Origin of the sequence: Candidatus Steffania adelgidicola (assembly GCF_020541225.1) — a bacterium.
Classification (GTDB): Bacteria; Pseudomonadota; Gammaproteobacteria; order Enterobacterales; family Enterobacteriaceae; genus Steffania; species Steffania adelgidicola.
This window is the reverse complement of sequence record NZ_CP045889.1, coordinates 240,361-261,470: the sequence shown is the minus strand read 5'-3', so window position 1 is coordinate 261,470 and position 21,110 is coordinate 240,361. Positions and strand designations below refer to the sequence as shown.

7 protein-coding genes and 5 tRNA genes are annotated in these 21,110 nt (G+C 35.1%); 9 read left to right on the top strand and 3 right to left on the bottom strand.

Features of this window, described 5'->3' with window-relative positions:
• The first annotated feature begins 896 nt into the window (after window positions 1–896).
• The 3 genes from GFK82_RS00675 (at window position 897) to aroE (ending at window position 3,234) form a co-directional block, all read left to right on the top strand.
• The gene (locus GFK82_RS00675; RefSeq protein WP_226811020.1) at window positions 897–1,370 is read left to right on the top strand and encodes a DUF494 family protein; all 474 of its coding nucleotides are present in this window, start codon (window positions 897–899) and stop codon (window positions 1,368–1,370) included.
• Between the two features lie 438 nt (window positions 1,371–1,808).
• On the top strand, window positions 1,809–2,381 hold the full coding sequence (tsaC, locus tag GFK82_RS00670; RefSeq protein WP_226811019.1) for an L-threonylcarbamoyladenylate synthase type 1 TsaC: 573 nt from the start codon (window positions 1,809–1,811) through the stop codon (window positions 2,379–2,381).
• Window positions 2,382–2,400: 19 nt separating this feature from the next.
• Window positions 2,401–3,234: a shikimate dehydrogenase gene (gene aroE / locus GFK82_RS00665; RefSeq protein ID WP_226811018.1), complete on the top strand. Its 834-nt coding sequence runs from the start codon at window positions 2,401–2,403 to the stop codon at window positions 3,232–3,234.
• Window positions 3,235–4,184: 950 nt separating this feature from the next.
• On the opposite strand, the gene dnaX is transcribed toward aroE, so the two are convergent.
• Window positions 4,185–6,323 (bottom strand): DNA polymerase III subunit gamma/tau, encoded by a 2,139-nt coding sequence (gene dnaX, locus GFK82_RS00660; protein ID WP_226811017.1) that lies wholly within the window; start codon window positions 6,321–6,323, stop codon window positions 4,185–4,187.
• A 4,442-nt stretch (window positions 6,324–10,765) separates the two neighbouring features.
• On the opposite strand from dnaX, the gene GFK82_RS00655 reads away from it, so the two are divergent.
• Together GFK82_RS00655 and alaS are read left to right on the top strand one after the other, a co-directional pair.
• A tRNA-Phe gene (locus tag GFK82_RS00655) sits at window positions 10,766–10,838 on the top strand.
• 1,150 nt (window positions 10,839–11,988) lie between these two features.
• Entirely contained in the window at window positions 11,989–14,637 is a 2,649-nt protein-coding gene (gene alaS / locus GFK82_RS00650; RefSeq protein WP_226811016.1) for an alanine--tRNA ligase, read from the top strand.
• Window positions 14,638–17,918: 3,281 nt separating this feature from the next.
• Here alaS and kdsB read toward each other — a convergent pair.
• On the bottom strand, window positions 17,919–18,680 hold the full coding sequence (kdsB, locus tag GFK82_RS00645; protein WP_226811015.1) for a 3-deoxy-manno-octulosonate cytidylyltransferase: 762 nt from the start codon (window positions 18,678–18,680) through the stop codon (window positions 17,919–17,921).
• Window positions 18,681–18,683: 3 nt separating this feature from the next.
• Window positions 18,684–18,857, bottom strand: a complete 174-nt coding sequence (locus GFK82_RS00640; protein ID WP_226811014.1) for a Trm112 family protein — start codon at window positions 18,855–18,857, stop codon at window positions 18,684–18,686.
• A gap of 1,408 nt (window positions 18,858–20,265) precedes the next feature.
• On the opposite strand from GFK82_RS00640, the gene GFK82_RS00635 reads away from it, so the two are divergent.
• From GFK82_RS00635 to GFK82_RS00620, 4 genes are all read left to right on the top strand, one after another.
• Window positions 20,266–20,342 (top strand) — tRNA-Met (locus GFK82_RS00635).
• Window positions 20,343–20,348: 6 nt separating this feature from the next.
• Window positions 20,349–20,430: transfer RNA gene (locus GFK82_RS00630), tRNA-Leu, on the top strand.
• A gap of 23 nt (window positions 20,431–20,453) precedes the next feature.
• A tRNA-Gln gene (locus tag GFK82_RS00625) sits at window positions 20,454–20,528 on the top strand.
• A 17-nt stretch (window positions 20,529–20,545) separates the two neighbouring features.
• Window positions 20,546–20,620: transfer RNA gene (locus GFK82_RS00620), tRNA-Gln, on the top strand.
• Window positions 20,621–21,110: the final 490 nt, after the last annotated feature.

The following is a 21,110-nucleotide window of genomic DNA, read 5'->3' as shown; positions in this document are numbered from 1 at the left end:
GCTGCGACATGAAGAATCTCTCCATATGATGATAAATAACATTAAAACCATACTATCAAAAATTTCAAAAAAATAAATACAATCAAATACATAAAGATATAAAATACATCCCCATCATATTAAAATGATACCTAATGTCACTCTCTTTTCATCGGTATAGAGCCCACGAGTAGAAAATTGCTACCGATCTCTACAAAATAAAAAGTATAGCTCATTACACCATACTTCTGACCTGCTTTTAACCAGGTATGTCCCATACCAATCCATTAGATCGTGATAGTATAATGAGAAGGTATGGATAGACCCTTTTGTGAGCCACAGGAAACACGAGTATGCTAACAAATACCAATATGATTGCTTTTTTATAGCAGTCTGATGTAGCAGGCCATATTCATCTAGACGATAATATTCACAAATCAGAGTGTGCTCTATAGATTGCAGCTAGACATATATAGCAAAGATGCCGCATCATCATCGCAAAAATATGCCTTAATCTGTATTAAGATAGTAAAACAACATTGCCGTCTATTAAATATTAAGTCAAATCCACAGTATTTAAAAAGAAACCATACCATATTCTGGAACGTGAGATTTCTTCAAGGAAACGAGACACATTATCCGTCGGGAAGATATATTAAATAGCTATGCGCTAAACTAAAATGGTTGGCCTTAGATGGGTGGGGATTATTTCTAGCGCAGCATACTAACTGCATTGCCACTTATTCAGATGTGAGCTAACTAGAAAATTAAGTTACACCTGTTGGTGTTGTCGTTAAACATATTGGCCAACCACCTCTTCTGAAGTAATAGAGTTATATTGCTTGAACTGAAGTTAGAGCATAGATCGCAGATCTACCCGACGGCTATGTCCGATTTCCGATTAAGGAGGGCAGGCCATGTTCGACGTACTACTATATTTGTTTGAAACTTATATCCACAACGAAGTTGAAATACGCGTTGATCAGGACAAATTAACTGATGATCTTACCCGAGCGGGTTTTCAGCGAGATGATATTCATAATGCGTTAAACTGGCTGGAAAAACTGGCTGATTTACAGGATGGGCAGGGGAAGACGTTTTCACTTAATGCCGATCCACTGGCTATGCGTATCTACGCTGATGCAGAGAGTCAAGTTTTAAATACAGACTGTCGGGGTTTCTTATTGTTTCTTGAACATATTCAAGTATTAAACCTTGAAACTCGTGAAATGGTTATCGATCGTTTAATGGCATTAGACACGGCAGAATTTGATCTCGAAGATCTAAAATGGGTTATTCTTATGGTTCTATTTAATATTCCCGGCTGTGAAAATGCCTATCGGAAAATGGAAGATCTAGTTTTTGAAGAAGATGAACAGCATTTACATTAATTCTAACAACATGATTTACAATAATTTTAAAGGTTTCTTTTCTGCTTGATGAAAAAAGCAAGATAGAATTTATATTCGTTATGGAAACCACAGTCTCTCTCCGGGATACACCTATATTCATTTTTTAACTTTCAAGGCAATGAGTATGCAATAATATTACTTAAGGCTGCCATTATGTTAGGAACATTGTGTTATGTTTATCTACTACTCGAACTATTTTAGATATGTTTATCTTTCACTCAAGATGATAACTGACACCATAGACTTAGACCGCTTCAAGTCCCATCTTGATACACTAATGCAACGTACGTTGGGTTTCTTCAAAATTTTTCACGCCTATTCTAAATATATATTAAATCATCACCCCCATAGTGGGGGATGAAAGTCAGATGTTTCAAAGCAATCAAAACCACCACATCTCGGAAGAAATAAATAATAATGGTCAATAAATCTCCTTTGCCTGATCTAACTAGTTTAATCATAGCCCTCCGTCATCAAGCAGTGATTGCTTACCCAACCGAGGCTGTATTTGGGCTGGGATGCAATCCTGAAAGTGAAATCGCAATCCGGGCACTATTAAAATTGAAACGGCGATCTTGGAGAAAAGGGTTGATTCTAGTTGCCGCGCATTACGAACAGTTAATAAAGTATGTTAATGATGAAGTCTTAGATGATGCTACACGAGCACGGATGTTTTCCTGTTGGCCTGGTCCAGTTACCTGGGTTATACCAGCTCATCCTGACACTCCTCGACGACTTACGGGAGAACATGCATCAATAGCAGTACGTGTCAGCGCGTTTGAACCAATTCGACGTCTTTGTCTTGCATTCGGAACCCCCCTGGTATCCACTAGTGCTAATCTAAGTGGACAGCCTCCTGCACGTACCGCCGATACAGTATGTAAGCAATTAGGCACCTCTTTTCCAGTATTGAACGAGCCAGTGGAAGGCCGGTACCATCTTTCTGAAATTCGCGATGCCCTTAGCGGTAAATTAATTCGTCAAGGATAACTATAACCGGAGTGAAACCATGGATGCCTTTTCTGTTTTCGGTAATCCAATTAACCATAGTCAGTCACCTCGTATTTACGCTCTATTTTCTGGTGAAATAGGCTTATCTCATTCTTATGCTCGGATGTTGAGTCCAATAGAAGGAGAAATCTTTGAAAAAATGCTACATCAGTTTTTCAATATGGGTGGTTTAGGAGCAAATATTACGTTGCCATTTAAAGAACGTGCATATGCATTGTGCAATCAGCTCACCAAGCGGGCAGCTTTAGCTGGAACGGTAAATACCATTAAGAAACAGATGGATGGATTATTATTAGGGGACAATACAGACGGAATTGGTTTACTTAATGATTTACAACGCCTGAATTTACTAAAACAAGATAGCCGGGTGCTATTGGTAGGCGCCGGCGGCGCAGCAAAAGGGGTTATCCTTCCCTTACTAGACTACGGGTGCACAGTAGTGCTCACTAACCGAACCTTTGCTCGAGCAAAGGCGCTAGAAAAATATTACCAGGATAGCGGTGATATCATTGCTCTTCCTCTACCATGCCTGAATACACCGGATTATGATATAATCATTAATGCAACCTCCACAGGTATAAAAGGCACTATTCCACCACTGTCAACATCTATCATTACACCAGAAGTGTACTGTTACGATATGTTTTATCAAGAAGGAGATACACCATTTCTTAAGTGGTGCCATCAGCAGGGGGCACGGTTCTGCAGTGATGGACTCGGAATGCTAGTAGAACAAGCCGCTTCTTCTTTCTTATTCTGGCATAACATAATGCCCTCTGTTTTACCGGTATTAAAAACCTTGCGCTTAGAGCTTACTCAAAGAAGCAAGTAATCTTTCATGACTCATCAACATTCTTAACACTTGATAGCATCGAAAACAACACCACTTCTACCTCTCTTTCTCAGAAGCAAAGAGAGATTCTTATCTCAAGAGTATAGTTTGAGTTTGTACGAGACTTTCATACACCATCATGGCATTTAAAAATCAATAATTCGTAGTTATATGTCCTTATAACCAAACCCTCTCTCTTTCTGTGAAAAAAGAGAGAGAATGCTATATAAATAGCATTCCAATGCATGCTTAATGCATCTTTTAGATTATAGACAGATCACCCGAATGCTTTTAAGTCTTACCTAGTAAATTTCAAAACATAACATGATTCATTAACAATGAGTCCTAGTTATAACCTTACTAAAACATTGTCCACACCACACCGCTGATAAATTATTTACTAATGTCTTAGGAACATCTAAAAAGTCAAATTAATATGCTAGAGTTCTAGATGATAATTAAAAAACTTTTAAGATCCCTCATCAATACAAAACAACACTCAAGAAAATTACCTTTTCTACTGTATAATTAACGAGTTTAATGCAAGGAAAATATATGCTGCGCCAATTTAGGCTCTGATACCTAAAAAAAAAGATTTCCGTTAATAGATTGAGTAAAAGACTAGTGTTACCATAATGGTATTTTCAGCCTCAGAGGCTGTATTTCTATCCTTGAAGATAGAATTAATTCTATCTTTTATATCTAAGTTATATGCAAAAATAATAACATCTTATCGCATATTAAGCGTTAGCTTGCTGGGGGGTGACTTCGATACGTCAAAAATCATACACACCATTAATGGTAACCTTAATTAAGGTAGCGTTTAACGCCCTCTTTGAATTCTAATCTCATATTTTTTTCATTTATCTAGTATATTTGTTTCTGCCTGTGTTATATTTATAGTAGAAAATTATCCATTCCAGATGTAACAAAGATGGCCAGATTTGTAGTTATATTGGCCGTATAGTATCTTCATCTAACTCAGCGTCAAAAAAATTCCGTAGCATTTCAATATGGGAATCGGTCATGATGACTTCCCGTGCCCGCATCAATTTCTCTTGATAAATCACCTGACGCCATTCCATAGGTGTTTTTATTGCTGGATTATCATCTTCTATTATAGCTAATTTCACCGAAAAACCAAGATTATCACTCAGAGCAGCATGTAGAGTATTATGTGTCGTCATTGAATTTAAATGACGCTGCGAAGTTCGAAAATGAAGGCAAATTTCACCCGGGGATAAATTTTCTTTCCAGGTATTTAAAGCAAACTGCCGGATCAGTTCCGGCATAACTAATTGGTAAACTTGCGCCGCCCATGGATCTCGCTCTAAGGATTCTTTAGTTAGGCACCGAAAAAACTCCGTTATTTCCTGATCTCTATTCACTGTACTGAACGCTTTTGGTATTGTTACCGGTAAAAGATTAATCTGGGAATACTGACTACTAGTACCCCAGTAATGATCCGCCGACCGAGTGACTTTGATCTGCTTTACCCGGTCAAGGGTTTTGTGGGGAGGGGGGGGTATATCTATACCATCCAGTATCGGTAGTACACTACCGGTTGCTTTCTGGCGAGAAAGTTCTAGTTTCTCTTTTTTTGTTTTGAGTTTTTTTTGATAGCATAGCAAGGCATTTCTTGCTTGCAAGAGTTCCACAGACACTGCTTGTAGAGAAAGTGGTTCGGGAGTTTTTAGTGTGGAGGCTCTAGCTTTTAAATCTCGCGACACCTTTGTTTGAACATCGATTTCATTTATCTCAGACTCCAACACTACCTGTGAATCGCTATATCCGCTAATATAAGAGACTACCGATATTTCAGGAACAGGGAGATACTCTGTTTCCATCGGATTATCTCCCGCTATCTCAGACACTGAGAAGGAATCGACACTAAGTCGAATATTTTTCTGCCTCTTAACGATAGGCGGGAATGGCATACCAGGGTGTAATTTAGCTGTTTTTTTTTCAGCAATAACAGGTATTACTGGCATTTTTCTCCTCGATGAATGTAAAGAAAGTGCTCGTAGTAAGGTCATTTCCACCCCAATTTTTGGATTAGGTGCAAAAGGCAGCTCTTTACGCCCTTTTAGCAACGTCTGGTAATATACCTGTAGATCAGACGGTGAAAGGCGCTGGGTTAATTCCCGCAATCGTAGCCTTATCACTCGATTTTTCTCATTATTAAAGTGATCGGGTAAAAGCTGACCTATTGCGAGAGAGTGAAGACAAGAAAGCATCTCTAGAAGAAGACGGTCCCAATCTATACCATGAGCAGCGCATTGCGAAAGATGCGCCATCATCGCGATACCATCAGCATCGACCAGTGTCTCGATAAGCGCCAGTGGTTGCTCGGTGTTTAGCATCCCGAGCATCATACTCACTGACTGGACACTGACTGCTCCATCTCCCATAGCAATAGCCTGATCGGTTAGACTAAGCGCGTCACGCATACTACCTACAGCAGCACTGGCTAGCAGATGAAGTGCAGGTAATTCAGCGCTAATATGCTCCTTCTGCAATACCATTAACAGCTTCCCATAGATCTGCTCAACACTTAGCGGCTGCAAGTGGAATTGCAAACAACGAGAAAGAACCGTTACTGGTAGTTTCTGTGGATCGGTGGTGGCTAGTAAGAATTTGACGTGCCCCGGGGGTTCTTCTAGTGTTTTAAGTAGCGCATTAAAGCTGTGACGGGATAGCATGTGCACTTCATCGATAAGATATATCTTAAATCGACCATGTGTAGGGGAATACTGGACGTTGTCCAGAAGTTCGCGAATATCTTCAACTTTAGTCCGTGAAGCAGCATCGATTTCGATCAAATCAATAAAAGAACCCCTTTCAATTTCAATACAGTAGTTACATTGACCACATGGGATAGCGGTAATGCCGGTCTCGCAATTTAATCCTTTTACTAGTAGACGGGCAATAGTGGTTTTCCCAACACCACGAGTACCAGACAATAGGTAAGCATGATGAATCCTGCGCAATGACAGACTATTTTTCAGTGCCATCAAAACATGCTCTTGACCTACTACATCGGAAAACATTTTTGGACGCCACTTTCGGGCAAGCACCTGATAACTCATGAGTCGCGATCTACACTTTACGTTTTTAGAAATAAAATACATAATAACACACTCCGGAACTACCGCACGAGTCTGTTATTATGGGCTTGATCAATCGCTCAAAACTGAAACATATAAAACTAATATGCTTATAATGTCCTGGAATTTTCTTTTGTTCTTTTTATTAGATATAAATCTAACACCTATCTCGCTAAGTACTCCATAAAATATTCAATATTTGATGATCGCTAATCAAATTTAATATCTCTTGTAAAGAGATGGATGATTGAGTCTATAATGTATAGTTTACACTAATAATTTTACGCACTAACTTGCCTGGATTTTTCGGTAATGAAAAGCATGCGAAACGCTGTATGGTGTTCTCATCTCTGCAAAGCAGAGATTTAGTAGAACTCTGATTTGAAACAGAATAAATTAGCAGTATGCTACTAGCAAAACTAGGGATATAAAACTTTAACCAGCTTCCGACCTGAACAAAACACTATACCAAGTTTTGATACTCTAATGCTAATAACGTCCTTTAATTAATGCATATACTTTGTTATTTGATAGCGAACCGGCTGAGTACCGTAAGAAATTCTTTCGTGCATTCTTACACATATATCCTTGCCTACCTATAACAAGCATGATTAAACACTCATGCACTAAAAAACGTATCAACCATCCTCAAAACATTATCGTCAGGAAACGCTAAACCACTAAAGCATTGATCTAGTATAACCTGTTCTGTTTGATTTTTAGCATGTTAATTCGGTACGTAATAAAATAGAGCATAGTATATTATATATTTTCTCATCTAATTTATTAAATCATGACTCACCTACACTATATTAATGGATTGTTTTTAAGCATCCGAGCTAATAATTTAGCTATACTCATTAAAGTATAGAGTACCTCCTGTTAAAAATAATTGTTTTAATTATCCTAGATAAGCAATGAGACCACCTCTTCTTCAAGAGCAGTGCACGTCTTTATATTCACATAGCATAACAGTTAAAATCGGCTAGACTAATTGCATAGTCTGATTTTTGATCAGATAATTTAAAATTGTTATAAATTTCTTGTTAACTATTAAGTAAAATGTAGCCTTCCCACCCTTAGTTCCATTGCTTGAAATCTGGACACTTGTCTTCCTAAACACCAGCACTATCCGAGAAAGACACTGCTAAGGCTAACCGCCAATCAATCTATGGTACCTTAGTGACTAAAAATTATTTCTTGCCATATTCACGCTCATCTTCTCTATTTGTGATTCAGTCAGTTTATATAAGAAATAAAATTAAGATGTTGGTTAAGTTTTTAGAAAAAATACAGTTATTCGCTAATAGTACATTATTTTTTTAAAAATCAGATGGAGTTTATAAAAATCACAAGAGATATAATCAAGTTTCTTCATGGTTCTATTTGAAAAAACTGTAAAAGATTTTTAATAAAAACATATGAATTACACCAGCAAGCTGGTATATGATTAAATCAACTAATTTACAAAACCACCAATATCACCTCACAATGTAAAACAAACTCACTGTAGAATTACATAGTACCACTATAAAATATGATAAATAAAAACATCAAACCAAAATCTATAACCCAGTTACGCACTCCTAACTACATATTTTACTCTTAGTACAGAGTGGCTGTATTAAAACACATATCTTCTTTGCTTGGCTTTCGATTAGACTTGATTAGTCTAAGAGCTAGTGAATATCCAGGTAAGCACACCACTTAATATTTTATTAAACAATCTCCACCCATAATTTTACTCATGTAGCTTCTGATTGAACATTATTTTAACAAGATTATATACTTAGCATACAGGCATGGTCGCCTGCTCTTGCATAAGGGAGCTAACTAGTGGGTCTCTCTCTAGCGAGAATAATTTTTGTAACTTACCTCATTTTTTATTATGTATATTTAGGGAAGCGTCTTTTGGACGAAAAGGTGATTTTTTTTCATTATGTTTAGTAACCCTTAATTTAAATTAATCCTGATGGTATCCCCCATCACAATATGTTGTTGTTAATGGAGTATTCCAATTTCTTTCAGGGGTATAATCTTCTAGATTAGTATCATCGAGATCAAAAACCTAGTAGAGCACTACCCTAACATCTTCACTAGAAACAAAACTATTTTTGTAAATTAGGACAAAACAAAAAAGCGATGTTAATTTCGATTTAAAAAATTCCTATGCAATCTGCTATAACTTCTTAGAATAAAGCTGCTTAGTTATATATCAACGATATTCTTTTTATTTATATACTCTGGAAATTGCCAGCGCAAATGAACTTTAATGCAAGAACTCACTTTCATATCGGAAAGTGATACAAGCAGACCAAACGGATGCCGACAACACAGCATCCCTCGTTGAAAAAAAGCTTTGATCAATATGATAAAAATGGCATACTAATGCCATCGTATGCCTTCGTATTTTTAAAGTCTTAAAAAATCCATCGGCCAAGAAGACAACTTGAAGAACAAGTTAGATATAATGAAATTTCTTAAGGTCGCTTACGGAAAACACATGATACAGGCTGTAATACATCAACTAGTACATCAATGTGAAAGGTTTGATAAATAAAATTTCAACACTCTCGAGATGGGTTAGCTGATACCCTACTGCAAACGGGGTATCATCAACAATATCCCTAAGTCAACACCAAGTTCGCATATGACGGCATGAATCTGCCGATTCAGCTCTTGTTGATTATAAAGCGACAAAATCACAGTATTCAACGGGCTGATTTTATTAAAAAAATCCTTATTAAATTTATAAAACATAGACCTTCTATTAATATTGGAATCACTTATGTTAATTCATCATCATTTGATGATGAACTATTGAATCATCTTTTATAAAAAGGTTAAATGATTTTATCATTTCATTTCTTCGAATAAAATAAAGACTTAAACAGCTACCTTTTGTTTACCGCTATATCAATAATAGAATTTATTCTTCCCTAGTGCCAGGGGTGTTTTGTAGATGCAAATGTTAATCTCTTTAACTCTTTTCTATTAGACTTTCATTATCCGATAAATTATTAATCATAAGCGATGCTTGGTATAAAACACATAAAACATCTCATAGATTTCCGCGGTCTTACTTTTACAGAGACGGGTAACTACCTCCCGAGTTTCTTGATCTATACCGACGAGAGACAATACCCTAAAACTTTCCTTATCTCTTAAGGAAGAAATTGCATTTACATAATAAAGAACGGAAGGCATGCTTTATGAAAGCTTAGTGCTACAAATATACTAAAAAAGATTTCTTGGTATAAAGAAATCCTAATACATGGTAGACAAATATAGATATGTTATTCAGCACCATCGCACTCTTATGTTTTACCATTATAGCGCCCCTTCGCATAACCGTTTACCCCAAGGTAGACTAATTTCTTATTTGACTGAAATAACACTCTAACCTATATGACTCGTGACTTATATAGATATAGAGAAACATAACCAGGATATTTAACCATTTACTAGTATCCCTCTGTCATGAACTTTATCTCTCATAATAAGAGACAGATTTTTCATAATCATCAGAGATTAACATATATTTCTAGTCTTCTAATAGGCATTGGTTTCATCTACCCTGACACAGTCATAGAGAATGATAAAAAAGAACGTGTGCACCACGAATGTAAAAAATAATACCCAAATAAAATAAATAATCTAGCATAGTGGAAGCATGTGCTTTATAAAATATAAAGAACATTTCTCTCTTATCTTTTAATATTGAATGCTATAAAAAATAAATTTCACTTTATTTAATACGGTTCTTAATTTAATAATTGATGCTCGATCATATAATTTTTGCATAAACAATTATACATACATTTTAAAAACTTTATCATTATTTTATAATGTATGTTCTTCACGCTATTTTACTAATCCTGCTCTAATTTTATGATAAATCAGTTAAACAGTCACTAATTAATTCAATCGGACAATACCACGAACAAATACTAAACTATTTTTACACTTTCAAACACTCATCTTTTATTCTCTTTTGTTAATATCATTAGATAAGTTAAATGGACTAAAAGTACATGTGCAATATGAAATCAAAATGCATCTTCTAAAGAAGATAGATTTAATATCTTCATTGGCAAACCGGTAAAAACAAGTTATCCTGACTTATAGAAACACAGTGCTACACTACTAATATAGTAATACTCTATATCTATCATTATTACCCTATGTTCGAGTAAGTTATTTTTTAAAAGACTAGAGTAAACCATTAGCGTAACATAATATTTAGGATGTGTAGATGGTTAATCTGTTATCAGAATAGATGCAAGATGTCATCTTATAGAAAAAACACCTTAAGATACATTATCCGTATTTTACTTTGCAGGTATTAGTCATTAGTTCTTTTAAATGATTTTTAGATAAATCCATTGACGAAATTAAGTCAATACGGTTTAATGCGGCTTATCGCCCGGATAGCTCAGTCGGTAGAGCAGGGGACTGAAAATCCCCGTGTCCTTGGTTCGATTCCGAGTCCGGGCATCATTTCTGACAGGGTCTTTAAAAGTAGTGAGATTCATAAACAAGTCACTGGAGAGATAAGACGACGAAGTAAACTTATGATTATTTTCTTACCACCAACCCAAAATCAGAACAGCGCATCCGGCAAGCAGCAATCTACATTTATCGTAGATAGGTAGTATCAAGTCTTATAATTATCCCTTTTCTACATCATAGTGTTTTGGATCAAATCTATAGATCCAATCTCTTATAAAGAAATATTCTTATCTCTCAAAAAAGAAACCATGATCCTTTTCTTCGAAAAGATGATTTAAAACAGAAACAATTAAAAAAATTAGATAAAAATGCTGTTGTTTGAAGTAAATACTCAGGATTATGGTGAATATTCGGAAGAAAACCAGATAATTCTACCTTTTGAGAAGTGTTTCTCCGCATATTTAAACGTATGAGCATACTAAGTATATAATGCTTCTTGTGTACGCTATACACTTATCAAGCATATTTCTTGCATATCTATCGATATAGTAAGAACACAATGGAAAGAGAGTTATCGGCTGTTGTTATAGACTACAAAAATAACTGGGGTAATAAATCAATATAATGAAGCAATGGATCTGAGATTTTACTAAAAACAGTATATCCACGCAATGTCATACACCTAATAAAATATGTTGTATATACCATTATTCTTCTAATAAATAAAATTAATATTAAGTTATCAGCTCTGCTTATAATCTATGAAATTTATACTGACTTAAACGTAAAAACTTTAAAACAAGCCATGCCAATTTTTAGTTTGTAACGGAACCAACCTCTTTTTAGAAACATGAGGAAGGCATATTCCAACACAAAAACATGCTTCCAGTAGCGCCTAACCTCTGTTACGCTTAATAATAAGCAAAATACGCACAATAAGGCCATTATTTACTAAAATAGTATGCATAACCTGATAATAGGCGCCATGTAAATCACTTAATTTAAGACAGAGATAGTGTCAAACATTCATTCTAAAAACACTAAGAAAAATAAAGATAAGGTACGCACTTATAGTTCGCAACGAAAAGATTGATCTAATTCGTGCTATTTATAATTATCAGTGCTATTCCTGCACCTCATCATTACGCTATTCTATTTATGATTCGCACTCTAACTGCATGATTCTAGGATAACTATGAGTAAGAGTACTGCTGCAATCCGTCAGGCGTTTCTCGATTTTTTCCATAGCAAAGGGCATCAAGTGGTAGAGAGTAGTTCACTACTGCCCGATAACGATTCAACATTGCTATTTACCAACGCGGGAATGAACCAGTTCAAAGATGTATTTCTTGGCCTAGATAACAGTTCTTACAGACGCGTAACTACCTCACAACGCTGCGTACGGGCTGGCGGCAAGCATAATGATTTAGAAAATGTTGGCTATACGGTTCGTCACCATACATTTTTTGAAATGCTAGGGAATTTTAGCTTCGGTGACTATTTTAAACATGACACCATTTTATTTGCTTGGGAATTATTAACCCATCAAGCATGGTTTAATGTGCCTAAAGAGAAACTCTGGGTGACAGTATACTCCACAGACCATGAAGCTTACAACATCTGGGCCAACGAGGTTGGGATACCAACTGAACGCATTATCCGAATTGGTGATAATCAAGGTAAAGCTTATGCTTCCGATAATTTCTGGAACATGGGAGATACCGGCCCCTGCGGTCCCTGCTCGGAAATCTTTTACGATCACGGCGATCATATCGCCGGTGGTCCTCCGGGAAGCCTGGAAGAAGGCGATCGCTACATTGAGATTTGGAATCTAGTTTTCATGCAATTTAACCGCCAGACTGACGGCACTTTACTGCCATTGCCGAATCCATCCGTAGATACCGGAATGGGACTAGAGCGTATTGCAGCAGTCTTGCAACATGTCCATTCGAACTACGATATCGACCTATTCAAAAAAATAATTTCCGCCATATCCCGAGTAATAGGAAATAGAAATCTCGAGAATAAATCACTGCGCGTAATCGCTGATCATATTCGCGCCTCTGTTTTCCTAATTAGTGACGGCGTCATCCCTTCCAACGAAGGGAGAGGGTATGTTCTACGCCGCATCATACGACGCGCGATTCGCCATGGAAATATGCTCAACGACAACCATGCTTTTTTGTATAAACTAGTTGCACCGCTTATCGATGTGATGGATAACGCCCAGAGTCAACTAAAACAAAAAGAGAGAATGGTAGAAAAAGTGCTTCGCGATGAAGAAGAGCAGTTTTCCCGCACGCTGATAAGAGGGCTCACTCTGCTAGACGACAAACTCACTCGACTAACAGGCAATACTCTTGATGGAGAAACGGCTTTCAGACTGCACGATACTTATGGTTTTCCACTAGACTTAACTACGGAAATTTGTCGAGAACACAACATTAACGTCGACGAAACAGCTTTTAAACACGCCATGGAATGGCAACGAAAACGCGCTCGCACATCCAACGATTTTAGTACTGACTATAAAAACAAGCTACGCATAAAAGAAACGACCTCTTTCTTAGGGTATGAAAACCTTGAATATCAAGGAAAAGTAACCGCTCTATTCCACCATGGACAACAAGTAGAACTCATCCGAGAGGGTGAAGAAACAGTGGTTATACTTAATCAAACGCCATTTTATGCCGAATCGGGCGGACAGGTAGGTGATCAGGGCGAATTGCAATCGAACTCCGGAATATTTCAGGTGACCGATACGCAAAAATACGGTCAATCATTTGGTCACTTAGGTCAACTAAAGCACGGTGAGCTAAAAATAGGCCAACAAATAAACAGCAAAGTAAATCGCGAGCGACGTGAACGTATTTGCCTAAACCACTCAGCAACTCATTTGTTACATACGACGTTAAGGCAAGAACTTGGTATGCATATCCTACAAAAGGGGTCGTTGGTTAACGACCAATATCTACGTTTTGATTTTTCCCATCCTGGATCCATTACACCGGAGAAAATTCATCAAGTAGAGAAGTTTGTGAATAAAGAGATTCGACACAACCTGGTGATCTACACTCACATTATGACACTGAAAGACGCCAAGGATAAAGGTGCTATAGCTCTCTTTGGCGAGAAATACAACGAGAAGGTAAGAGTGCTCAGCATAGGCGATTTCTCTATCGAACTATGCGCAGGTACCCATGCCAACCGTACTGGGGATATTGGTTTATTCCGCATCATTTCGGAATCTGGCATCGCTGCCGGAGTCCGGCGTATTGAAGCTATAACTGGCGAAGTTGCGCTGACCTCACTTCATCAGGATAGTTGTTTAATATCGTACCTTTCTAAATTAGTTAAAGCGGATAGCAAAACACTCTTAAAGAAGGTGCGAGCACTACAGGAACATTCTCGTCAATTGGAAAAAGAAATTCAAACATTAAAAATCGGGCAAGCTACACAGGAAAGCGCTGCGCTCAGCCACCACGTTCGTGAGATAAACGGGGTCAAGCTGATCATTAAAAAACTACATAATGTTGACCCTAAAATATTGCGCACTACTGTTGATATTTTAAAAAATCAATTTAAATCGTCGATTATTATTCTTAGCTCAGTTTCAGAAGATAAGGTTAACCTAATTGTTAGCGTGACAAGAAATTTAATACATCAGGTTAAAGCAGATGAGATCATTGGTTATCTCGCGGAGAAAATCGGGGGAAAGGGTGGGGGACGCTCTGATCTAGCACAAGCTGGAGGAGGGGATATCACAGTGTTACCAATGGCGTTAGCCAGTATGGATTCGATACTTTCCGAAAAACTCTTAACAGAGTTAAACATATCAAAATAAATTATCATTAAAAAACAATTTTGTTTTGATAATACCATTGACACTAAAAATAGATATCGCATACTGATATCTATTTTTATACTTGTTTATTTTACCCCGTTAAAACTTAATTAGATATGTTTTTTCTGACGATTACTATAGCGTTTAGTTACCATAGAGTGTCAGGTTTTATTTCTGCTTTAATAATTGGTATTATTTACCATCCTGATACGGTTTTTAGTTATAATTAAATAAACTTTAAGTTTTATTAAGTATACAAGCAGTATTTATATTGGATTCTTAAGCAGCTTAAAAACATATTGTTCTCTATTACAAATCATTAATATTAGCGACGCTATACGTTAACACCATTAACATTGTCTAGAATCATATTAATTAGATTTAATATCGCATCGAAAACCTTTTATTCTATTTAGATATTCTTGTTTTATATTAAATATTTACTAAATCTTATTTAATTGCTGTAAGTAAATATGAATTGTTTTATACAACAATCTTCTCTTCACAAATAGAGGCATAACTATCTTGATAAGATATCGCTACTATATTTTATATTTCCAATATCTTTTAATAGATTTAACTTATTAACCTGTCACCACTTAAAGTTCAATACTCTTTATTTGATGAATATTTTATTCCAGATAATTTGAATAAACCTTTGCCTATTTGTTATTCTATATGACTATATATCTTAATGGTAAGCCACAATTGCTCTAACGATTAGAGCAGCACTTTAATAAACACGTACATCCCAATTATTGAATATTTATGCAATCACTACACTGACTATTTATGAATTTCATAACACAAGGTTTTAACGAGTAGAACTTTATCCCCCATAATTGACAATCGAAACTTTATTTTCTAAAAAACCTTTATGATTTTTCTATGTGACATGTTTGCGTTTCTCTCTATCGAGAGACGTAGTAGAAATTTTTTACAACATGGTTTAAGCAACCTAATTTGCTAGTACAATACATCATATCATTCTATAGTGGTTTATTTATTTCTAAAAAATTAAAACCGAGATTTATTATAATACTTTTCAAGATTTGAATGAAGTAGCAGTAAATATTGAGAAGTCAACAAACCTCCTTATTTTAACATACGAAAAAGAAAAAGATACATAGATAACTAATTTCACAGGAACTGGATATAGTCTGGTCGATCATTTCCTGCTGTACCTAAAAACGAAACTTGACTTATACTTAAATAATTTCATTATCATTACCAACATTCTAAAAGAATGCTTCATATTGAATTGATAAAAACCCGTTCAACCTGCAACCAGGAGCATTTAAACATTCTACTATCTAATGATATGATCCAATCGATATCATTAGATAGTATACGTCTAAAGAAACGTCTTTTATTATATCACTACAAGATAAAAATTAATTTTCATACTTAGAGAAAAAAGCAAAAAATAATGAACTTGGTATCCACTACAAAAATAAAAAATAATGGTATTCTAATATAGAATAATATTTTCTGCATTTCAAATTTATCACTACACGATAAAATATCAACGCCTACTAACAATAGTATTTATACTAAAATAATTATGGAAGAAACAAAATATAACTAATAAATAGAGCCAGATAATTTAAATATACATTCCTATCTCAAACCTTTTAAAAATATTTTCTTTTTTAGAGCATATCTAACTATTAGATATAATAGTGATCATCACTGAAAACCACATCGGCGTAACTAAATCAAATAGTTAACTCAGAAGTTAATGCTCAACTTAGTCAAACCATGATATTACTAGCGATACATACGCTTTCCAGGAAACTAGTGGGAAATTCTTCGTCTAACATCTTAACTTTATGTAATAGATGTACATAATTTTCTAGATATATTGAGTTAGTCACGACTGATAAGCATTAATCCATATAGTAATTTTTCACTGGTGAAAAATTTTCAGACGGTACATAGTAGGGAAGACTATTTTCCTAGTAGTATGAATATACTGATAAAATATATGGTTGTTGTTTAAGATACGTTTTAGTCTTGGCTTAATAGCTTCCTGATATCAGTTAAATAACAATAATTCTTAATTAAGAAATTTAGAACATTCTGTAAATGTCAACCTGTAATTAAAATTACATAATATAACTTTTGATAAAATATTGTAGAATGTTTTTATAAAAAATGTATTTTACCATTGAAGAGTGACTAAAGGTAATCCTTATTTTAGGCGACGATATATTCGTATATATGTTATCAAGTGGAAATAATGACTTTAGCGTATTACTTCTTCACGTCTATTTACCAATGAAATTATTATATTTTCTCTTTTATTTAAAGCTCAGTGATAAAAGAAACAATACCAGGATTTTAGTTTTAAACAAGCAATCTCATCCCTGTTATCCTGTATCAAAGCATTTTTAGTTATAAAAAATCTCGTAATTTATTTAGAATTATAAACGCTGCTCGATACAAACAATGTAAGAACTATTATCTTTTATCTTCGTACTTTTTATATTAAGGGGAATAGACACCCATTCACTTGTTCAAGTTATATCTCGTCAAACACAGTTTTTCAAAAAGCTATTTAAATTCCATGGAAAATACTCTATGAGTATACATTAAATAATGTCATCACTTTTTTAACGCGCAATAACTTTTACGTAAGTTCATCTATTGAACATTCATATAAAAACTCATGTAATCTCAAGAAGATTATAATAAATACGCTATATTATATATATTCACTCAACTATCATCAAAATAAATTTTTCTTGTTGATAAAAAACCATCGCCGCTTCCTCAATAAAAAATTATACATCTCTAGACATACTGCTGTAATTCTCAATACCATAATGTCTTTATCACTACAGACAAATCATATAGATTACTCGTAATACTTTGCCAAAATAAATAATTATTATGGAAGTTGATTAACTTCACCTTGACTATCTATGTAGTCTTGGAATAGAAGATATATGTTGTAATAAAGATCTGTTTTTTACTTTTTACATACCTCTATTAAAGATAACGAAAGAAATAAATACCATTTCTATATATCCGGCCTTAATGAAATAATTTTTATGTTGAAAAATAAATTTTATGAATTATAGCGATGATATCGCTATCTATTGAATGGATAAGATCTAGCACCCTTCTTGTAAGGTGCTACACTAAATAAGATATGTGTATATAATAATCGTGGATCGAACAGATAATAAAAATTATTTCACTTTATGAAAACATTAAAAAGTAAAAATCTATATAAAAATATTTTTAAAGTAGAAATGTATTCTAGTAGAACTTAATTAATAGGAACAGTTCATCTTCTGATTAAGACGGACCTGTGCTAACTCTTCCGGTGTGTCTACACTCATACCGGGCGCTACGCTTGCTAATGCAACGTGAATCTTTTCACCATACCATAAAACGCGAAGCTGTTCAAGCATCTCTACCTTCTCTAGAGGACTGGCCGACCAGCTAACATAGCGACGAATAAAGCTAACACGATAGGCATAAATCCCAATATGCCGCAGAAGAGTATGAAAAAAATGCGTACGACTATGGGCAAACTCTTCGCGATCCCAGGGAATAGTCGCACGAGAAAAATATAACGCGTAACCGTGCATATCGAGTACTACTTTAACTATATTAGGATTGAAGGCTTCTTCTGGTTTAGTGATTGGCACTGCGAGAGTTGTCATACCAGCATCCGCACTCAATAAATTCTCTGCCACCTGTCGAATTATTTGCGGTGGAATAAACGGCTCATCACCTTGCACATTAACAATAATCTGATCGTCAGAAAAACCGTAACGATCGATAACCTCATGCAAACGTTCAGTGCCAGACTGATGATCAAAGCGAGTGAGATAAACTTCACCACCAGATTTCTGAACGGCTTCAACCACGCCCGGATGATCAGTAGCCACAATAACCCGATCGGCACCGGAGGCCTCTGCACGTTCGATAACGTGTATCAGCATGGGTTTTCCGTTAATATCAACTAACGGCTTCCCGGGCAGACGACGGGAAGCAAAACGAACAGGAATGATGGTAATAAAGCTCATGAATTAATTTCGTCCAAAGTAATAGCACGCTTCACTCTTTAGGCGGAAAGGGATACCATCAGGCAAAAAATAAGCCAGCGTATCCGATTTACAAATTAGTTCCTGTCGTTCTATGTTGCAATAAAGTTTGCCCTTACACACTAGACAAGCGACTATTTCCAATAGGCGATGATCCATAATTTCTCCAAGGAAGGCATGCTTGCGAAAGCAATGATACTGGAGAGAATAACATAAGAGGAGATGTGGCGGAAATGATCACCCATAATCGTTAGCGACCTATTACAGGATTTTACATCCTTCCGATTTTTGCGATAATTTTCTTCACTTGAAGTTAAACAGATGATAAATTTTTATGGTAAAGTGGACTTTTAGTATTAATAAAAAAATAACTAAAACATAATAAAAAAGAAATTGCTTCGTTTACTAATTTTAGTTATCTACGTTAGAGATAAGATAATTCTATAAATTTTACTATAACTCTCTATCAGTATATGAGAAATCGCTATGAGCGATCTTTGATGAAAATAAGAAAAATTGCATCATACATTGATTTTAGTCTAAGTATTGTGATCGTGCACATAAATCAAAACCCATTAACTCTCTCGATTCATATATAAAAATTTATATCTACGATTAGATCGCGTTGTAATGCCAACGTAAATACATTTAGAACATATCTTTCTCTCGTGCTAAAACTACCACAGATTAAAAATCTATCTCTATTAATTAAGAATGAATATTTTTTGAGTTTATTAATATTCATGTATTCCATATTGTATTCATATTTATCGAATACATAAGACAATACTCTACTCAATAGACTTGATCACTTATCACTGAATTAACATGATTTTTTATCATCAATCGTAAGGATCTCCATCCTTACTCAAATAAATAATACTGTAAATAAAATTGATATATTTGATATATCTCCAGTAGCAGTAGGTAAAAATGATACGCTACCTGAAAAAACAACATGTGTAATATTCAAAAAACACCTTACTATGATCATAAGCTCCTTTATACAATAAAGAAGGAATAAATTATTCTCTAATACTCACGCTAGATAGCTAACCTTCTGGATAATTTAGTTAAATTAGCGCATATTTTGCTATAATTGAACAATATAAATGCCTAACAGTATTGTTTCGATAGATATATTTTCTAAATTCATAGAACATTAAGAAAGCAAGAGATGTTCAATATGATAAAAATATTTTTTTTGATTTTTATAGCATGAGTGAAAGCCAACTTTACTTAGCGAGTATATCTACTTAAAGTGAATCTAGGATTATAAATTACCTTCAATACTGATCTATTATTAATAAAAATTAATAACTGGTTAGAAAAATGTATCTCATAACAATTTACCTTCATCTATTTCTTATAGACAAGTTCTAAGAAAATATAAAGAGATTCTTTCCCCTAAAAGCAAACACAAAAATCAGCTAGAAAACCCGCTACTTTAACATGACTTAAGACAAAAATGTTGACTGAAGTGCTTAAACTTCGTATAATCCGCTCCGCAATACTGGCATTGAGTGCGTTGTTGTCTCAAAAAGACAAACCAGTATAGTAAAAACTTGGCTACGTAGCTCAGCTGGTTAGAGCACAGCACTCATAATGCTGGGGTCACAGGTTCAAATCCTGTCGTAGCTACCATATTTTGCGGGAGTGGCGAAATTGGTAGACGCACCAGATTTAGGTTCTGGCGCCGAAAGGTATGCGAGTTCAAGTCTCGCCTCCCGCAATATCATTTCAGTCAATAGCGATTGGGGTATAGCCAAGTGGTAAGGCAGCGGGTTTTGATCCCGCCATACCCAGGTTCGAATCCTGGTACCCCAGCCAAAAGATCTAGTAGAAAATGGGGTATAGCCAAGAGGTAAGGCACCGGATTCTGATTCCGGCATTCCCAGGTTCGAACCCTGGTACCCCAGCCAGATCAAGGTTTCCCTAAAATAGTTTTGATATCTATGTTTGTATATAAATTATTTATCCTTATTAAGGATATCGATAATTTTCTTATTCCTATATATACTTATAAAAGACATTTTTACTTTTTATCTGTACCCAGTACAGTATTGGCATGAGTTATTAGAAATTTATCAGAAAAACCATGTCAATATTAATGATTTCATCGTTGTTTTTTAAAACAATTTTTCATAAGATTATGTCTTTTTCACATTAAGGATATTTCTTGTATAGCCATCTGCTACCGAAAATAAAATAAGACCCATCAACATATCATTATTGATGGGTCTTTCCCGATAACTTGCTTACCAGTCAATGCCAAAGATATATCATTACTTCTCTCCCGTATCATTACGGTAAACTATGAGTAGAGACGTCTAAAAAACACGAAGACATTCCTTATTAAACCTTTCTATATATTCAATGAAATTGCATTAAATTAACACCACAATTACAACC